The 17,265-nt window shown below is 60.5% G+C and carries 18 protein-coding genes and 1 other RNA gene; 8 read left to right on the plus strand and 11 right to left on the minus strand.

Features of this window, described 5'->3' with window-relative positions; genetic code table 11:
• Positions 1–80 precede the first annotated feature (80 nt).
• The 3 genes from VY732_RS28385 to VY732_RS28395 all read left to right on the plus strand — a co-directional run bounded on the left by VY732_RS28385 (position 81) and on the right by VY732_RS28395 (position 1,836).
• Positions 81–1,001, plus strand: a complete 921-nt coding sequence (locus VY732_RS28385) for an SPFH domain-containing protein (RefSeq protein ID WP_016983812.1) — start codon at positions 81–83, stop codon at positions 999–1,001.
• 3 nt (positions 1,002–1,004) lie between these two features.
• Positions 1,005–1,448, plus strand: a complete 444-nt coding sequence (locus VY732_RS28390) for an NfeD family protein (protein WP_077574968.1) — start codon at positions 1,005–1,007, stop codon at positions 1,446–1,448.
• A gap of 67 nt (positions 1,449–1,515) precedes the next feature.
• Positions 1,516–1,836 carry a DUF2388 domain-containing protein gene (locus tag VY732_RS28395; RefSeq protein WP_331695899.1) on the plus strand — a complete coding sequence of 107 codons (321 nt, stop codon included), beginning with the start codon at positions 1,516–1,518 and terminating at the stop codon, positions 1,834–1,836.
• 176 nt (positions 1,837–2,012) lie between these two features.
• Here VY732_RS28395 and gcvP read toward each other — a convergent pair whose 3' ends face one another.
• The 10 genes from gcvP to VY732_RS28445 form a co-directional block, all read right to left on the minus strand.
• On the minus strand, positions 2,013–4,886 hold the full coding sequence (gene gcvP / locus VY732_RS28400) for an aminomethyl-transferring glycine dehydrogenase (RefSeq protein WP_331693003.1): 2,874 nt from the start codon (positions 4,884–4,886) through the stop codon (positions 2,013–2,015).
• Positions 4,887–5,136: 250 nt separating this feature from the next.
• Positions 5,137–5,520 carry a glycine cleavage system protein GcvH gene (gcvH, locus tag VY732_RS28405; protein WP_116028457.1) on the minus strand — a complete coding sequence of 128 codons (384 nt, stop codon included), beginning with the start codon at positions 5,518–5,520 and terminating at the stop codon, positions 5,137–5,139.
• 50 nt (positions 5,521–5,570) lie between these two features.
• Positions 5,571–6,653, minus strand: a complete 1,083-nt coding sequence (gene gcvT, locus VY732_RS28410; RefSeq protein WP_077574971.1) for a glycine cleavage system aminomethyltransferase GcvT — start codon at positions 6,651–6,653, stop codon at positions 5,571–5,573.
• A 156-nt stretch (positions 6,654–6,809) separates the two neighbouring features.
• Complete coding sequence (locus VY732_RS28415) at positions 6,810–8,426, minus strand: ABC transporter permease (protein ID WP_331693007.1); 1,617 nt, start codon at positions 8,424–8,426, stop codon at positions 6,810–6,812.
• 362 nt (positions 8,427–8,788) lie between these two features.
• Positions 8,789–9,793 carry an extracellular solute-binding protein gene (locus VY732_RS28420; protein WP_331693009.1) on the minus strand — a complete coding sequence of 335 codons (1,005 nt, stop codon included), beginning with the start codon at positions 9,791–9,793 and terminating at the stop codon, positions 8,789–8,791.
• A gap of 221 nt (positions 9,794–10,014) precedes the next feature.
• Positions 10,015–11,232, minus strand: a complete 1,218-nt coding sequence (locus VY732_RS28425; protein ID WP_331695900.1) for a 2-octaprenyl-3-methyl-6-methoxy-1,4-benzoquinol hydroxylase — start codon at positions 11,230–11,232, stop codon at positions 10,015–10,017.
• A 9-nt stretch (positions 11,233–11,241) separates the two neighbouring features.
• Positions 11,242–11,727 (minus strand): DUF4442 domain-containing protein, encoded by a 486-nt coding sequence (locus VY732_RS28430; protein WP_077574975.1) that lies wholly within the window; start codon positions 11,725–11,727, stop codon positions 11,242–11,244.
• Positions 11,720–12,907 carry a 2-octaprenyl-6-methoxyphenyl hydroxylase gene (gene ubiH, locus VY732_RS28435; RefSeq protein ID WP_116028460.1) on the minus strand — a complete coding sequence of 396 codons (1,188 nt, stop codon included), beginning with the start codon at positions 12,905–12,907 and terminating at the stop codon, positions 11,720–11,722. The genes VY732_RS28430 and ubiH overlap by 8 nt, the downstream gene beginning before the upstream one ends.
• Complete coding sequence (gene pepP / locus VY732_RS28440; protein ID WP_116028461.1) at positions 12,904–14,238, minus strand: Xaa-Pro aminopeptidase; 1,335 nt, start codon at positions 14,236–14,238, stop codon at positions 12,904–12,906. Before pepP ends, ubiH begins: the two co-directional genes overlap by 4 nt.
• A 27-nt stretch (positions 14,239–14,265) precedes the next feature.
• Complete coding sequence (locus VY732_RS28445; protein ID WP_331693013.1) at positions 14,266–14,826, minus strand: YecA/YgfB family protein; 561 nt, start codon at positions 14,824–14,826, stop codon at positions 14,266–14,268.
• Positions 14,827–14,956: 130 nt separating this feature from the next.
• Here VY732_RS28445 and VY732_RS28450 point away from each other — a divergent pair, with 130 nt between their 5' ends.
• From VY732_RS28450 to VY732_RS28465, 4 genes are all read left to right on the plus strand, one after another.
• Positions 14,957–15,166 carry a TIGR02449 family protein gene (locus tag VY732_RS28450; protein ID WP_007911197.1) on the plus strand — a complete coding sequence of 70 codons (210 nt, stop codon included), beginning with the start codon at positions 14,957–14,959 and terminating at the stop codon, positions 15,164–15,166.
• Positions 15,163–15,480 (plus strand): cell division protein ZapA, encoded by a 318-nt coding sequence (locus tag VY732_RS28455; protein WP_093429754.1) that lies wholly within the window; start codon positions 15,163–15,165, stop codon positions 15,478–15,480. The genes VY732_RS28450 and VY732_RS28455 overlap by 4 nt, the downstream gene beginning before the upstream one ends.
• A gap of 30 nt (positions 15,481–15,510) precedes the next feature.
• A non-coding RNA gene (gene ssrS, locus VY732_RS28460) (6S RNA) lies at positions 15,511–15,689 on the plus strand.
• Positions 15,690–15,768: 79 nt separating this feature from the next.
• Entirely contained in the window at positions 15,769–16,374 is a 606-nt protein-coding gene (locus tag VY732_RS28465; RefSeq protein WP_116028463.1) for a 5-formyltetrahydrofolate cyclo-ligase, read from the plus strand.
• 36 nt (positions 16,375–16,410) lie between these two features.
• Here VY732_RS28465 and VY732_RS28470 read toward each other — a convergent pair whose 3' ends face one another.
• Positions 16,411–16,566 carry a hypothetical protein gene (locus tag VY732_RS28470; protein ID WP_007911192.1) on the minus strand — a complete coding sequence of 52 codons (156 nt, stop codon included), beginning with the start codon at positions 16,564–16,566 and terminating at the stop codon, positions 16,411–16,413.
• Between the two features lie 198 nt (positions 16,567–16,764).
• On the opposite strand from VY732_RS28470, the gene VY732_RS28475 reads away from it, so the two are divergent.
• Positions 16,765–17,217: an EVE domain-containing protein gene (locus tag VY732_RS28475; RefSeq protein WP_123593548.1), complete on the plus strand. Its 453-nt coding sequence runs from the start codon at positions 16,765–16,767 to the stop codon at positions 17,215–17,217.
• Positions 17,218–17,265: the final 48 nt, after the last annotated feature.

Consider the following 17,265-nt stretch of genomic DNA (forward strand, 5'->3'; position numbering starts at 1 on the left):
GCAAATTGCCATCAATCAGTTCTTAACCCCGGGCCACGCCGTTACACTTGCGCCACTGATCTATCCAACAAGGAATCGTTATGCAGACCGGAAGTGTACTTTTACTGTTTGTGGCCCTGGCCGTCGCCATCCTGTTCATGGGCTTCAAAGTCGTGCCGCAAGGGTTCGAGTGGACGGTCGAGCGCTTCGGTCGCTACACCAACACCCTCAAGCCTGGGCTGAACATCATCATTCCGGTGATGGACCGGATCGGGCGCAAGATCAACGTGATGGAAAGCGTGCTGGATATCCCGCCGCAGGAAGTCATCACCGCCGACAACGCCACGGTGCAGATCGATGCGGTGTGCTTTTTCCAGGTAGTGAACACCGCCCAGGCCGCGTACGAGGTGAACAACCTTGAGCACGCCATTCGTAATCTGCTGCAGACCAACATCCGCACCGTGCTCGGCTCGATGGAACTCGATGCGATGCTCAGCCAGCGTGACAACATCAACGAACGTCTGCTGCGCACCGTCGACGAAGCCACCGCGCCGTGGGGCATCAAGATCACCCGGATCGAAATCAAGGACATCAGCCCGCCTGCCGATCTGATGGCGGCGATGTCCGGGCAGATGAAAGCCGAGCGGATCAAACGCGCGCAAATCCTCGAAGCCGAAGGCCTGCGCGCCTCGGCGATCCTCACCGCCGAGGGCAAGAAGCAGGCACAGATTCTCGAAGCCGAAGGTAGTCGTCAGGCCGCATTCCTCGAGTCGGAAGCCCGTGAGCGTCAGGCCGAAGCCGAAGCTCAGGCGACCAAAGTGGTGTCCGAGGCCATCGCTGGCGGTAACGTTCAGGCGGTCAACTATTTCGTTGCACAGAAATACATCGACGCGCTGGGCAAACTGGCGTCGGCCAACAACAGCAAAGTGATCCTGATGCCGCTGGAAGCCAGTTCGATGATCGGCGCCGTGGGCGGGATCGGCGAAATCGTCAAGGCGACCTTCGACGGCAAGAAGGCCTGAGTCATGCCCACCGAACTGTTCACCTTCTGGAGCTGGCTGGGGCTGGGCACCGTGTTGCTGATCCTCGAAGTGTTCGGGGCGGGCGGCTACCTGTTGTGGATCGGCATGGCAGCGGCCGCTGTCGGCGTCACTACGTTCGTGTTGCCAACCCTGCCGTGGGAGATTCAACTGCTGCTGTTTGCCGTGTTTTCGATTCTCACGGCGCTGTATTGGTGGCGCCGTCAGCGCACGGCAGTGCGCAGCAGCGATCAACCACTGCTGAACCTGCGCGGTCAGGAATTGATCGGCAAAGTGTTCGTGGTCAGTGAGGCGATTGTCGACGGTCGCGGCAAGATCAAGGTGGCCGATGGCGTGTGGATCGCTCGCGGGCCGGACACAGCGCTCGGCGAACGCGTGCGCGTGACCGGGCAGCAGGGTGCGGTTTTGCTAGTGGAACACGCCGAATAGCCGGGTACGGAACCGGATCGGGGAAATGGCGATCCAACGCCTCAGTTAACCCCCCAGGAGTCATCTCATCATGCGTCTCAAACTTGCTGCTGCCACACTGGCCTTGCTGTCCCTTCCCGTTGGTTCGGCCATGGCGGACAGCTTTTGGCGTAACGTCATTTCGTCCGGTGCCACCACCGGTTCGACCTACCTGACCTTCAAGGATCACAAGCTGATCATCGCCGCACAGGACGATGCCGGCAGCTTCGTTGCCAGTGACGGCGGCATTCGTGGGCCGTATCTGGAAGCCGCGATGCAGAAAGTCCGCGCCGACAATCCGGGCCTGCAGGCGACCGATATGGAACTGGCGAATGCGATTCTGGCGAAGAACGCCGTGGCTTCCGAGTAACAAAAAATGCCGCTCAAATGAGCGGCATTTTTTTGCCCGGATTTCAGGATCACCACAATCCCTTGTAGGAGTGAGCCTGCTCGCGATAGCGGTGTATCAGCAAATTCTCCGGTGACTGATTCACCGCTATCGCGAGCAGGCTCACTCCTACAGGAGACAGTGTGCCACCAGAGAGTTCAGCGGTAATCATCCACCGGGACGCACGCGCAGAACAGGTTGCGATCGCCGTAGACATTGTCGACCCGATTCACCGCCGGCCAATACTTGTGCGCCTTGGTGTGCGCATCCGGGGTAATGCCCTGCTCGATGCTGTACGGCCGCTCCCAGACTCCAGTGACATCCGCCAGGGTATGCGGCGCTCGTTTCAACGGGTTGTCCTCGGCCGGCCAGTTGCCGTTCTGCACCTCAGTGATTTCTGCGCGAATGCTCAACATTGCACCGATAAAGCGGTCCAGTTCAGCCTTGGATTCACTCTCGGTCGGCTCGACCATCAAGGTTCCCGGCACCGGGAAGGACATGGTCGGCGCATGGAAACCGTAATCCATCAGACGCTTGGCGACGTCCTCCTCACTGATCCCGGTCTGCGCCTTCAATGGCCGCAAATCCAGAATGCATTCATGAGCCACGCGCCCGTTGCGCCCGGTGTACAACACCGGGAACGCGCCGGATAAATGCTGCGCCAGGTAATTCGCTGCCAGGATCGCCACCTCGCTGGCGTCCGCCAATTGCGGGCCCATCATGGCGATGTACATCCAACTGATCGGCAGAATACTTGCACTGCCCCATGGCGCCGCGCTGACGGCGCCGTTCTGCGCCAACGGCCCATCGATTGGCACCACCGGGTGATTGGCGACGAACGGCGCCAGATGCGCACGAATGCCGATCGGGCCCATGCCCGGCCCACCGCCGCCATGGGGAATGCAGAAAGTCTTGTGCAGGTTCATGTGCGAGACGTCGGCGCCGATGTCTGCCGGCCGCGCCAGCCCGACCTGCGCATTGAGGTTGGCGCCGTCCATGTACACCTGACCGCCATGCTTGTGGATAACCTCGCAGATCTCGCTGATGCCCTCCTCGTACACACCGTGAGTCGACGGATAGGTTGCCATCAGGCACGACAACTTATCCCCAGCCTCGGCGGCTTTCGCTTTCAAATCCGGCAGATCGACGTTGCCCGCCTCGTCGCATTCGACGATCACCACGCGCATTCCGGCCATCTGCGCCGAGGCCGGGTTGGTGCCGTGGGCCGAGGACGGAATCAGGCAGATATCCCGCGCACCCTGCTGACGGCTCTCATGATATTTGCGGATCGCCAGCAGCCCGGCGTACTCGCCTTGGGCGCCGGAGTTGGGCTGCATACAGATCGCATCGAAGCCGGTGATTGCGCACAGCCAGCGTTCCAGTTCCTCGATCATCAATGTGTAACCGACGGCCTGCTCGCGAGGCGCAAACGGATGCAGATTGGCGAATTGCGGCCAGGTGATCGGGATCATTTCGCTGGTGGCGTTGAGTTTCATGGTGCAGGAGCCCAGCGGGATCATCGACTGGTTGAGCGCCAGATCCTTGTTTTCCAGTTGTTTGAGATAGCGCAGCATCTCGGTTTCGCTGTGATGAGCGTTGAACACCGGGTGGCGCAGGTACGGGGTTTTGCGCTGAAGGTTGTCGGGGATGCCCAAGCTCAGGGCTTCAGCGTCAAGTTCATCGACATTCAACCCATGATCGGCGCCGAGCAATACATTGAACAGCTTGGCCACGGTGCTCTCATCGCACGTCTCATCGAGACTCAGCCCCACTCGACCGCGCCCGAGTATTCTCAGATTGATCTGTGCGGCTTGAGCGCTTTCGATAATCGCGGTTTGCGCACCGCCGACGTCCAGCGTCAGCGTGTCGAAGAACTGCGCATTGACCCGACTGATGCCTTTGCGCTCAAGCCCGGCCGCCAGAATGCAGGTCAACCGATGCGTGCGCTGGGCGATGCGTTTCAAACCTTCCGGGCCGTGATACACCGCGTAGAAACTGGCGATGTTGGCCAGCAGCACCTGCGCGGTGCAGATGTTCGAATTGGCCTTCTCACGGCGGATATGTTGCTCGCGGGTTTGCAACGCCATGCGCAGCGCCACGTTGCCCCGGGCATCTTTCGACACACCGATGATCCGTCCCGGAATCGCCCGTTTGTATTCCTCGCGACTGGCAAAGAACGCCGCATGGGGGCCGCCATATCCCATCGGCACGCCAAAGCGCTGGGAAGAACCGAACACCACATCGGCGCCCAGCTCACCTGGCGGCGTCAGCAACAGCAGACTCAACAGATCCGTCGCGACACAGGCCAGCGCCTGTTGCGCATGCAAGTGATCGATCAACGGCCGCAGATCACGGATCTCGCCGTGAGTGTCGGGATACTGCAGCTGCGCGCCAAACACCTGATGCTGTTTCAAGTTATCCACAGCGTCGATGATCAGCTCGAAACCGAAGCCTTCGGCGCGGGTCTGCACCACGGAAATGGTTTGCGGATGACAGTTCTCATCGACGAAGAACAGGTTGCTCTTCGACTTCGCCACACGCTTGGCCAGCGCCATGGCTTCCGCCGCTGCCGTGGCTTCATCGAGCAGTGAGGCGTTGGCCAATTCGAGCCCGGTGAGGTCGATGGTCAACTGCTGAAAATTCAGCAGCGCTTCGAGCCGGCCCTGGGCGATCTCCGGTTGATACGGCGTGTACGCGGTGTACCAGCCGGGATTTTCCAGGACGTTGCGCAGGATGACGGTCGGCGTCAGTGTGCCGTGATAGCCCATGCCGATCAGGCTGGTCCAGACCTGATTCTGTTCGGCATAACCGCGCAGTTTGGCCAGCGCTGCTTGTTCATCCAGCGCCGGTGGCAGGTCGAGCGCGCGATTGAAGCGAATGCCTGGCGGCACCGTTTGCTCGATCAGTTCGATTCGACTACCGAGGCCGAGACTGTCGAGCATCGCCTGCTGTTCGGCAGCATCGGGGCCGAGGTGACGGCGCAGGAAGGCATCGGGATCACGTAACTGGCTCAGGGACGGCAACTGGGACATGACGGGCTCTCTCTTGGCTCGCGCTCGGCGTCAATGCAACACGGTCAAACCAGCATAGCAGCCCACATGGCAACCCATTTTCAGTGCACCGCGTCCCCCTGTAGGAGTGAGCCTGCTCGCGATAGCGGTGTGTCAGTCAGCATTAATGTGTCTGAAAGAGCGCTATCGCGAGCAGGCTCACTCCTACAGGGGATTTGTATCGCCCATGAAAAAGCCCCGACGAGTCGGGGCTTTGGGTATTGCTTAACGCTTACTCTCCGATGGCGGCCTTGTACGCCGCTGCATCCAGCAGCTTGTCCAGCTCAGCCGCGTCGGTTGGCTTGATCTTGAAGATCCACGCGCCATACGGGTCGGAGTTCAGCAGCTCAGGCGAGCCGCCCAGCTCTTCGTTGATTGCGATCACTTCACCGCTGATCGGCGAATAGATGTCGGAAGCAGCTTTCACCGATTCAACGACGCCAGCCTGATCTTCAGCGGCGAACACCTTGCCCACTTCAGTCAGCTCGACGAACACCACATCGCCCAGCGCTTCCTGCGCGTGATCGCTGATGCCCACGGTGACGGTGCCGTCGGCTTCCAGACGTGCCCATTCATGACTTTCGGCAAAACGCAGTTCAGCGGGGATATTGCTCATCTTCGGTGTCCTCGGGAATTGGGTCAGCGGTCATGCCCGCCGGAAAAAGGTTAGATCAAAGTTTTGCCGTGGCGTACGAAGGTCGGTTTGACCACTCGCACCGGGTACCACTTGCCACGGATTTCCACTTCGGCGCGGTCGGCGGTTGCCATCGGAACACGCGCCAGGGCAATCGATTTGCTTAGCGTAGGAGAGAAACTACCACTGGTGATCTCCCCTTCGCCAACATCGGCGATGCGAACCACTTGATGAGCGCGCAAAACGCCGCGTTCTTCCAGCACCAGGCCGACCAGTTTGTGCGCAACGCCGGCGGCTTTTTCCGCTTCCAGCGCAGTGCGACCGATGAACTGGCGCGAGGCCGGTTCCCAGGCAATGCTCCAGGCCATGTTCGACGCCAGCGGCGAAACATCCTGATGAATGTCCTGACCGTAGAGGTTCATTCCGGCTTCAACCCGCAGGGTGTCGCGGGCACCGAGGCCGATCGGGGAAATACCGGCGCCGACCAGATCGTTGAAGAACCCCGGCGCCTGACTGGCCGGCAGGCAGATTTCCAGACCATCTTCACCGGTATAACCGGTTCGGGCGATAAACCAGTCACCGTCGGTGTAGCCTTCGAATGGCTTGAGGTGCTGAATCAGCGTGGCGCGCGACTGGGTCACCAGTTCGGCAATCTTGTGCCGGGCCTGTGGACCTTGAATGGCGAGCATCGCCAGTTCGGCGCGCTCGTGCAGCTGCACGTCGTAATCGCCGCGCTGCGCGTTCATCCAGGCCAGATCCTGATCGCGGGTGGAAGCGTTGAACACCAGTCGATAAGCGTCGTCGAGGCGGTAGACGATCATGTCGTCGACGATGCCACCGCGCTCATTGAGCATGGTGCTGTACAACGCGCGGCCGGGGCGGTGCAGGCGGTCGACGTCATTGGCCAGCAAATGCTGCAGCCAGGCTTTGGCCTGGGGGCCGGTGACATCGATCACGGTCATGTGGGATACATCGAACACCCCGCAATCGCGGCGCACTTCGTGGTGCTCCTCGACCTGCGAGCCGTAATGCAGAGGCATGTCCCAACCGCCAAAATCGACCATCTTCGCGCCGAGGGCGAGATGCAGGTCATACAGAGGCGTACGCTGTCCCATGGGTTTCTCCTTCCGGGCGTGGCGAAGGTGCGGACAGTCGCTGCACAGCGTGAAAGCCTTGTAATAGAAGGCTTTCAGCCAATTTCAGCGAAAAGATCTGTCAGACGAACCGCACCGAATGCCGCGCATTGTAGCCGCATGATTCAGGACTCACTACTAAGTGTTTCGATGGGCAGAGCGGCGAATCAGGCCGATGACCGGTAACAATCCGACCAGAACCAGGGTCAGCGCTGGCAAAGACGCACGCGCCCATTCGCCTTCGCTGGTCATTTCAAAGATGCGTACGGCCAGCGTGTCCCAGCCAAATGGGCGCATCAGCAGGGTCGCGGGCATTTCCTTGAGCACATCGACGAACACCAGCAACGCCGCGCTCAACGTGCCGGGCAGTAACAACGGCAGATACACTTTGAAAAACAGTCGCGGCCCACTGACACCCAGGCTACGTGCCGCTTCGGGCAAAGATGGCCGTATACGCGCCAGACTGCTTTCCAGCGGGCCGTAAGCGACCGCGATGAAACGCACCAGGTAAGCCATCAACAGTGCCGCCAGGCTGCCAAGCAGTAACGGTTTGCCTGCGCCACCGAGCCATCCGGAGAGCGGGATGACCAATTCTCGATCCAGGTAACTGAAGGCCAGCATGATCGACACCGCCAGCACCGAACCCGGCAAGGCGTAGCCAAGGTTGGCCAGACCAACACCAGAGTTGATCGCCTGCGTCGGCGCCAGCCTCCGGGCAAACGCAAGCAGTAGGGCAACACTGACCGTAATCAGCGCCGCCATGCCGCCCAGATACAGGGTGTGCAGGATCAGCCCGGCGTAGCGCTCATCGAGATCGAAACGGCCGCGCTGCCAGAACCAGACGATCAGTTGCAGCATCGGAATGACGAAAGCGCAGGCGAACACCAATCCACACCAGCTCATCGCCGCGAGGGCCTTGAATCCGCGCAAGTGGTACAGGGCTTTAACCCGTGGCCGCTCGTTGCTTGCCCGGTTGGCGCCGCGCGCACGGCGTTCACCGTAGAGCACCAACATCACCACCAGCAACAACAGACTGGCCAGTTGCGCGGCGCTCGGCAGGCTGAAGAAGCCATACCAGGTTTTGTAGATGGCGGTGGTGAAGGTGTCGAAGTTGAACACCGACACTGCACCGAAATCGGCCAGGGTTTCCATCAGCGCCAGCGCCACGCCCGCACCGATGGCCGGACGCGCCATCGGCAACGCCACCCGCCAGAAGGCTTGCCACGGCGACTGGCCAAGTACCCGTGCGGCTTCCATCAGGCCTTTGCCCTGGGCGAGGAACGCGGTGCGCGCCAGCAGGTAAACGTAGGGATAAAAGACCAGTACCAGCACGATAATCACCCCGCCGGTGGAGCGCACCCGGGGCAGCCGCAGGCCGCTGCCGAACCATTCGCGCAGCAGGGTCTGTACGGGGCCGGCGAAGTCGAGCAGGCCGACGAAGACGAACGCCAGTACGTAGGCCGGAATGGCGAAAGGCAGCATCAGCGCCCAGTCGAGCCAGCGCCGCCCGGGGAACTCGCAAAGGCTGGTGAGCCAGGCGAGGCTGACGCCGAGCAGCGTCACACCGACACCGACGCCAACGACCAGCGTCAGAGTATTGCCCAGCAGGCGTGGCATCTGGGTTTCCCACAGGTGCGACCAGATTTGCTGGTCGATGGTCTGCCAGGAGAGCAGCAGAACGCTCAGGGGCAACAGCACCAGCGCGGCGATGGCGAAGACGATGGGGTACCAGCGGCGTTGGGCAGGGTGGGCCACTTTTGGGTCTCTGGGGGATTGGGGTGTTCTTGGGTTGAGTATTTCAGGTTGGGATTGTTGCCCTCACCCTAGCCCTCTCCCGGAGGGAGAGGGGACTGACCGCGTAGTTTATGAGAATTACGCCGACCTGAGATATCGAGTCGAACTCAGGATTTGAATTCAACATAGATCGACTCCCTCTCCCAGAGGAAGAGGGGACTGACCGAGGTGCTCATGCAAGCTACATCGACCTGAGATATCGAGTCGAACTCAGGTTTCGAAAACACTACAAGTCGGCTCCCTCTCCCTCCGGGCGGTCCGACGTTTCGGGAGGGCTGGGGTGAGGGCAGCGATCTAATGTGAACAGCGTTATCGGAACAGACTCAATTCCAACCCGCCCGATCCATCATCCGGATCGCCTCAGCCTGACGCTTGCCCGCCACTTCCACCGGTAAAGTATCGGCAATGAACTTGCCCCACGCCGCCACTTCTTCCGAAGGTGCTACCGCCGGGTTGGCCGGGAATTCCTGGTTCACGTCAGCAAAGATCTTCTGCGCCTCAGGTGTAGTCATCCACTCAACCAAAGCCTTCGCCGCTTCCGGGTGCGGTGCATGCTTGGTCAGGCCAATGCCCGACAGATTGACATGCACACCCCGATCGGCCTGATTCGGCCAGAACAGTTTTACCGGCAACTCCGGCTTCTGCTTGTGCAGGCGACCGTAGTAGTACGTGTTGACGATGCCAACGTCGCACTGCCCGGCATTGATCGCTTCGAGCACCGCGACGTCATCGGAGAACACGTCGGTGGACAGATTGTTGACCCAGCCCTTGAGGATCTTCTCGGTCTTTTCGGCACCGTGGACTTCGATCATGGTGGCGGTCAGCGACTGGTTGTAGACCTTCTTCGCCGTTCGCAGGCACAGGCGCCCTTCCCAGTTCTTGTCGGCCAGTGCTTCGTAGGTGGTCAGTTCGCCGGGGTTCACCCGTTCGGTGGAGTAGGCGATGGTCCGCGCACGCAGGCTCAGACCGGTCCAGGCATGGCTGGACGAGCGATATTGCAGCGGGATATTGGCGTCGATGGTCTTCGAGGTGAACGGCCGGAGGATGCCCATCTGCTCGGCCTGCCAGAGGTTACCGGCGTCGACGGTGAGCAGCAGGTCGGCGGTAGCATTTTCACCCTCGGCCTTGATGCGCTGCATCAGCGGCGCTTCCTTGTCGGTGATGAACTTGATCTTCACCCCGGTCTTGGCGGTGTAGGCATCGAAGACCGGTTTGATCAGTTCATCGATGCGCGACGAGTAAACCACCACCTCATCAGCGGCCTGGGCCGTGGTGCTACCGATCAGGGTCAGGGCCAGTGCGGTCAGAAGACGCTTGGGTGCCAACATGGGAGTGGTCTCTCGGTCGGAAAATGTGGGCCAAATGATAAGGACTCACATTTACCACCTCAATCGAACTCTTTTTGAAGGAGTTACCAGATGTTGCACAGTTTGAAAATTGTGGTGCCTGGACGGGCGCCATCGCGAGCAGGCTCACTCCTACATTTGAAATGCGATCCCCTGTAGGAGTGAGCCTGCTCGCGATGAGGCCATCAGCAGCAACGAAAAGATCAAGGCTTGGCGAGGGCCGGAAGATCACCGGTCAATCCGAGTGCTTCACGCACAAAAAGCGCCTTCGCTTCGGGCATCTGCTCCACCAGCTTCAACCCGGCATTCCTCAACCAACGCACCGGCAACGGATCCGCCTGAAACAACCGCTCAAACCCTTCCATCGCCGCCATCAACGCCAAGTTATGCGGCATGCGCCGACGCTCGTAACGGCTCAACACCTTCACATCGGCCAAACGCTCACCGCGCTCCGCCGCCTGCAACAGCACTTCCGCCAACACCGCCGCATCGAGGAAACCCAGGTTTACGCCCTGCCCCGCCAACGGGTGAATGGTGTGCGCCGCATCGCCGATCAGCGCCAGCCCTTCTGCCACGTAACGCTTGGCATGACGCTGACGCAGCGGCACGCACAGGCGTGGATCGGCACTGATCACTTCGCCGAGTCGCCCTTCAAAGGCACGCTCCAGCTCACGGCAGAAAGCCGCCTCATCCAGCGCCATCAAGCGTTCGGCCTCACTCGGCGTGGTCGACCAGACGATCGAACACCAATCCTGCTGCCCGTCACGTTCCAATGGCAAAAACGCCAGCGGCCCGTGATCGGTAAAGCGCTGCCACGCGGTCATCTGGTGCGATTTGCTGCTGCGCACGCTGGTAACGATGGCGTGATGCAGGTAATCCCACTCACGCGTCGGCACACCGGTGAGACGGCGCACTGCCGAGTTGGCACCGTCAGCGGCAATCACCAGCGGCGCGCGCAACTGCCGACCGTCAGCCAACGTCAGCAGCCAGTCATCACCAGAGCGGCGCATCTGTTCCAGCCGCGCATTGGCCAGCATGCCCAGATCGCAATCGTGCAGACGGTCGAGCAAGGCGTCCTGCACCACACGGTTTTCGACGATATGCCCCAGCACCTCGGCGTGCACACTGCTCGCCGAGAAATGAATCTGCCCGGTGCCGCTGCCGTCCCAGACGTGCATGTCGGTGTATGGACTGCTGCGGCGTTTGGCGATGCCTTCCCACACGCCGAGGCGTTCAAGAATGCGCTGGCTGGCTGCCGACAAGGCACTCACTCGCGGCTCAAAAGCGGCTTCGGCGTCGAAGGGTTTGACGCTCAACGGGCTGCCGTCGAGCAGCAGGACTTCGAGGCCGCTGTCCTGCAACGCCAACGCCAAAGCGCTGCCGACCATTCCGGCTCCGACAATCAGCAGATCTGCGCGCATTTCCATGCTTTAAGCCTGTCTCGCTTGCGGCTTGAGCCGCACGTAAAGGGTTTTACCGACCCGCGCCACCAGATTACCGGCGCCGTCATGAATGTCGACCTGCAACTGCGGCAGGTATTTCTCACCATTGGCGGTTTGCCGGCGAATCTCGGCGAGCAAGGTCTCGTCGATAGTGAAGCGGGCGAACACCGGGCCTTTGCCCGGCGCAATGAAATCGATGTCGGCAGCTTTGTCCCAGACGATGTAACGCGAACCGAGGTTTTCCATGAGCATCAGCATGAAGAACGGGTCGACCATCGAATACAGGCTGCCGCCAAACTGGGTGCCGACGTAGTTGCGGTTGTACCAGCCGAGGCCCATCGACACCTGCACATCGCGAAAGTCATCGCTGATGTGCCGAACCCGAACACCGGCGCCGAGGTACGGCGGGTAGAACGTCATCACCCAGCGCATCAATCGTGCTTTACCGAATTTGCCGCTTAACCACTTAAGCATCCGGTCGTGTTCCCAAACCCATGGCCTGACGGGCAAACCAGCGCTTGGCCGGTGGCAGCAGATCAAGGCCGAGCAGGCCGATGTTGCGCCCCAGCGAAACCAGCGGTTGCGTGCTGCCGAACAGGCGCGTGACCTGATCGGAGAAGCCGACGGTGAGATCCTGATCGAGACGCTGACGCTCGCGATACGTCTGCAACGTGGCGAGGTCGCCGAGCGGTTTATCGCTGGCCAACAGCGCAGCCGCCAAAGCATCGGCATCACGCAGCGACAGGTTGAAACCCTGCCCGGCAATCGGGTGCAGGCTGTGTGCCGCATTGCCGAGCACGGCCAGATGCGAGCGCACTTGTTCTTCGGCCTCAACCAGCGTCAGCGGATACAAATGCCGCGCGCCGACCTGTTTCAGCGTGCCGAGGCGGTAACCGAACACGCCCTGCAATTCGCTGAGGAAATCGCGCTCGCTCAGATCGGCCAAGCGCTGCGCGTCCATACCCAAACGGGTCCAGACCAAAGCGCAGCGGTTTTCCGGCAGCGGTAGCAGCGCCATCGGCCCTTCGTCAGTAAAGCGCTCGAAGGCCATGCCGTTGTGCGCTTCGCTCGGGGTGATGTTGGCGATCAGCGCGCTCTGGTTGTACGGACGCTGGCGCACGTTGATGCCCAACTGCTCGCGCAGCCCGGAGCGACCGCCATCGGCGAGTACCGCGAGGTCGCATTCAAGGGTGGTTTCATCATTGAGGGTCAGGCGATAGCCGTCGGGCAGCGGTTCCATGCGCGTGACCTCCGCCGGGCAGCGCCAGCTGATCACGTCTTTGTCGACGTGCTGCCACAGGCACTGACCGAGCCAGGCGTTTTCCACCACGTAACCGAGTGCCGGCACGCCCTCTTCCATCGCCGACAAGCGCGCGGTGGAGAAGCGGCCACGGTCGGAAACGTGAATCTGTTTGATCGGCTCGGCACGGCGGGAGATTTCCTGCCACACGCCCAACCGTTGATAGATCTGTCGCGAGCCGAAGGACAACGCCGAGGAACGTGCGTCGTAGCTCGGCTGCCAACTGTCACCGGGAGCGAACGGTTCGATCAGCACGATCTTCCAGCCACGCGCCTTGGCTCCGGCCTGCAAGGCCAACGCCAGACTGGCGCCGACCAGACCGCCACCGATGATTGCCAGATTGACTCGACTCATGCCGCATGTGTCCTTGCTTGCGCCATCAGCGCTTCGATTTCTGCGACGGTTTTCGGCACGCCGCTGGTGAGGATTTCACAGCCCGTTTTGGTCACCACCACGTCGTCCTCGATGCGCACGCCAATGCCGCGCCATTTCTTCGCGACGTTCTGATTGTCCGGGGCGATATAAATGCCCGGCTCCACGGTCAGCGCCATGCCGACTTCCAGCACGCGCCATTCGCCGCCGACCTTGTACTCGCCGACGTCATGCACATCCATACCCAGCCAGTGGCCGGCGCGGTGCATGTAAAACGCTTTATAGGCTTCGCTGGCGATCAATTCGTCGACTTCGCCTTGCAGCAATCCGAGTTTCACCAAGCCTGTGGTGATCACCCGAACCGTGGCTTCATGTGCCTGATTCCAATGCTTGTTCGGGGCGATTTCGGCGAACGCGGCTTCCTGCGAGGCCAGCACCAATTCGTAGATCGCTTTCTGCTCGGGCGAAAACTTGCCGTTGACCGGCCAGGTACGGGTGATATCGCTGGCGTAGCAGTCGATCTCGCAACCGGCGTCGATCAACACCAGATCACCGTCCTTGAGCAGCGCGTCATTCTGCTGGTAATGCAGGATGCAGCTGTTGCGCCCGGCGGCGACGATCGAGCCGTAGGCCGGCATCTTCGCTCCGCCCTTGCGGAATTCGTAATCGAGCTCGGCTTCGAGGCTGTACTCGTAAAGCCCGGCCCGACTGGCCTGCATCGCGCGAATATGCGCCTGCGCCGAAATCCGTGCGGCTTCGCGCATCACCTTCACTTCTGCCGCCGATTTATACAGGCGCATGTCGTGCAGCAGATGATCCAGGGCAACGAATTCGTTCGGCGGCTGGGCACCGAGGTGCGCCTTGGAGCGGATCACGTTGATCCAGTCCATCAGGTGACGATCGAATTCGGGGTTGCTGCCCATCGCCGAATACACCCGGTCACGTCCTTCGATCAGGCCCGGGAGAATGTCGTCGATGTCGGTAATCGGAAAGGCGTCGTCGGCACCGAAGTCGCGGATCGCGCCTTCCTGGCCTGCGCGCAAGCCGTCCCACAACTCGCGTTCGGCGTTGCGTTCACGACAGAACAGCACGTACTCGCCATGCTCACGGCCGGGCATAAGGACGATGACAGCCTGCGGCTCGGGAAAACCACTGAGGTACTGGAAGTCGCTGTCCTGCCGATAGACGTGCTCGACGTCGCGGTTGCGAATGGCCACCGCGGCGGCGGGCAGGATCGCGATGCTGTTGGGTTCCATCTGCGCCATCAGGGCCTTGCGGCGACGGCTGTATTCCGCTTTCGGGATATGGGTCATGGGCAGATGGCTTTCCCTGGCACGCGATTAATGCAGCGACGGCTTGGCGGCAGGCGGCACGTTGGCTTTCTTGGTTTCCGAGAACAGCAGCAGCGGCGCAACTCGCAGGTATTCCATGACTTCCATGTAGTCGGTCTCGCCGTCTTCGGATTCTTCCAAGGCATCTTGCACCTGAGAAATGGCGGCCAGATCCTGCAGCACTTCGGTGGCTTCAGTGCTGAGCATGCTGCTGTCGCGGCAGTTCAGGCCGAAACCGCTGAGGAAGCCCTGGCACCACTCGCCCAGTGCAGCGGCGCGGTCGGCCAGTGGCGCGTCATCGGTCGGCAGCAGCAGAACGACAGTAACGTCGTCGCCGGTCAGCTCGCCTTTGACCATCTCTTGCAGGCCGATCAGGGCGTTGCGGACGTTGTCCTGGATGTCGCCTTCGAGCAGTTCGGCGGCGTCGATCAGCCAGCCTTCGTTATCGAAGCCGGCACCGGCGCAACTGCGCCCGAGCAGCACGCCGTGCAGTTCGGCAGGCGAAACGTTGTGGCCGCTGGAGGTCAGCAGGGTGGCAAAGGCTTGGTACGGGGAATTCGCAATGGTCATGGGCAGCTAGGCGCCAGACGGCGCTATGTCTAGAATGAAGGCCTTGTATCCTACATCGACAGACTCGCCAAGACTATTAAAGGCTGTCCGCCAGCTATCCCATCAGACAGACTCCGACCCAGTGGACACAATGGAAGACACCGACCTGCAAGCGCTGATGGCCAGACTCGAACTGCTGATTGGCCGAGTCGAGCAACTAAAGAGTCAAAACGCACTCTTACTAGCTCAGGAAAAAACCTGGCGCGAGGAACGCGCTCACCTCATTGAAAAAAACGAAATCGCCCGGCGTAAGGTCGAATCGATGATTTCGCGCCTCAAGGCCCTGGAGCAAGACTCATGAGTTCAAGCAATAGCGTCACCGTGCAGATCCTCGACAAAGAGTATTCGATCATCTGCCCGCAGGAAGAACGCAGCAATCTGGTCAGCGCCGCGCGCTACCTCGATGGCAAGATGCGCGAAATCCGCAGCAGCGGCAAAGTCATCGGTGCCGATCGCATTGCTGTGATGGCCGCGCTGAACATCACCCATGACCTCTTGCACAAAGAAGAGCGCCCGGATATCCAGGCCAGCGGTTCGACCCGTGAACAGGTGCGTGACTTGCTCGATCGTGTCGATCTGGTCCTCGCCGACGATCAGAACACCAGCAAGGGCTGATTCGACTGGCCGCTTGCGGTATACTCGCGGCACTCCCTGGGGTGCTTGCCAGTTGACGATGTCCCTGAGCCGATTCGCACTACCCTGGAAGTTGCACGTTGGGCTGGTGTGCATGTCCGCTAGACGGAAAGCCTTAAAGTCTACTGCATCTTCCACCTTGAACTTTCGGGTTCAAGGGCTAAGTTGACAGCGGTTCATCCGGGGAGCCTGATTCGAATCCGATGTCGGTGAAAACCGCCATCGGATTTTTTATGCGTACGTTTTCGTCCAACCTGCCGAAGCCGAACCATGACCGAACCCGCGCTACTGCCCCGCCCGCAACTCCGCCGCCTGCTGCGCAAGGCGCGCCGTTCGCTGAGCAAAAGCGAACAACGCCAGGCCGCCAAAGGCCTGTACCGGCAATTGGCGCAAGACCCGCATTTTCGCCGGGCCAGACATATCTCTCTATATTTACCCACCGACGGTGAAATCGATCCGCGCCTGCTGTTGCGTGAAGCACAGCGTCGCGGCAAAGCCACATATCTGCCGGTACTCAGCGCCTGGCCGCGAACCAAAATGGTCTTTCAGCGGATTCGTCCCGGCGAGAAACTCAAACCCAATCGCTTCCGCATTCTCGAGCCGCGCGCCAATCTGGCGCAGCAACGCAAGGTCTGGGCACTGGATCTGGTGTTGTTGCCGTTGGTAGGGTTTGACGATGTCGGTGGACGACTGGGGATGGGCGGCGGTTTCTATGATCGCAGTCTGGCGTATCTGGCTCGACGCAAAAACTGGCGCAAGCCGACGTTGCTGGGGCTGGCCCATGAGTGTCAGAAGGTCGAGCGATTGGCGCAGGCGAGCTGGGATGTACCGTTACAGGGCACGGTCAGCGACAAGGCGTGGTATTTCGCAGGATAGGACGCCGCGCAGATCAGCGGCGTCGGGAAAGCAGTTTCAGCGCTTGAAGGCTGTCGACTGTTGTACTTGCTGTGCAACTTCAATCGGCGCGTCGGCCTTGTTCGCCCACAGGCTTTGCGCGTAACCGGTGGTCACGACGCCCAGGCCAAACAAAATTACCAAAGTCCATAGTAAATCCGGTTTGCGTTTCATCGATTGCCCCCCTCAAGGCACATCATCACGATGACAGCAGCGGTTTCCGTTTGTAGGCCGTGCAGCAGCGTCAAGCTTTAAAGGCCGGCATTTTGCGACAACGTGAACCTGCGCGCAAACGCTGACGTCAACCGACTGTCGGTTTGTCATAAAATTGCCCGACAACCTGCCCAATGACCGTTTCAGGAGCAAAAAACCATGGCCTATTGGCTGATGAAGTCCGAGCCCGACGAACTCTCGATCAAAGGTCTGGAAAAACTCGGCAAAGCGCGCTGGGACGGGGTTCGCAACTATCAGGCACGCAACTTCCTGCGCGCGATGGCGGTGGGCGATGAGTTCTTTTTCTATCATTCCAGCTGCCCGGAGCCAGGGATTGCCGGGATCGGCAAAATAATCGAAGCGGCGTACCCGGATCCCACCGCACTGGAGCCGGAGAGTCATTACTTCGATCCGAAGGCTACGCAGGAGAAGAACGCGTGGAGTGCGATTGACGTTGAACACGTCGAGACGTTTACGCGGGTGTTGAAGCTGGATTATCTGAAGCAGCAGACGGCGCTGGCGGAGATGCCGCTGGTACAGAAGGGATCAAGGTTGTCGGTGATGCCGGTGACGCCGGAGCAGTGGGCTGCGGTGATTGCGCTCAAGCCTTGAAGAATATGTTGCCTGAAACATCGCCATCGCGAGCAGGCTCACTCCTAC

Source organism: Pseudomonas sp. ZY71 (genome assembly GCF_036542145.1).
GTDB lineage: Bacteria > Pseudomonadota > Gammaproteobacteria > Pseudomonadales > Pseudomonadaceae > Aquipseudomonas > Aquipseudomonas koreensis_A.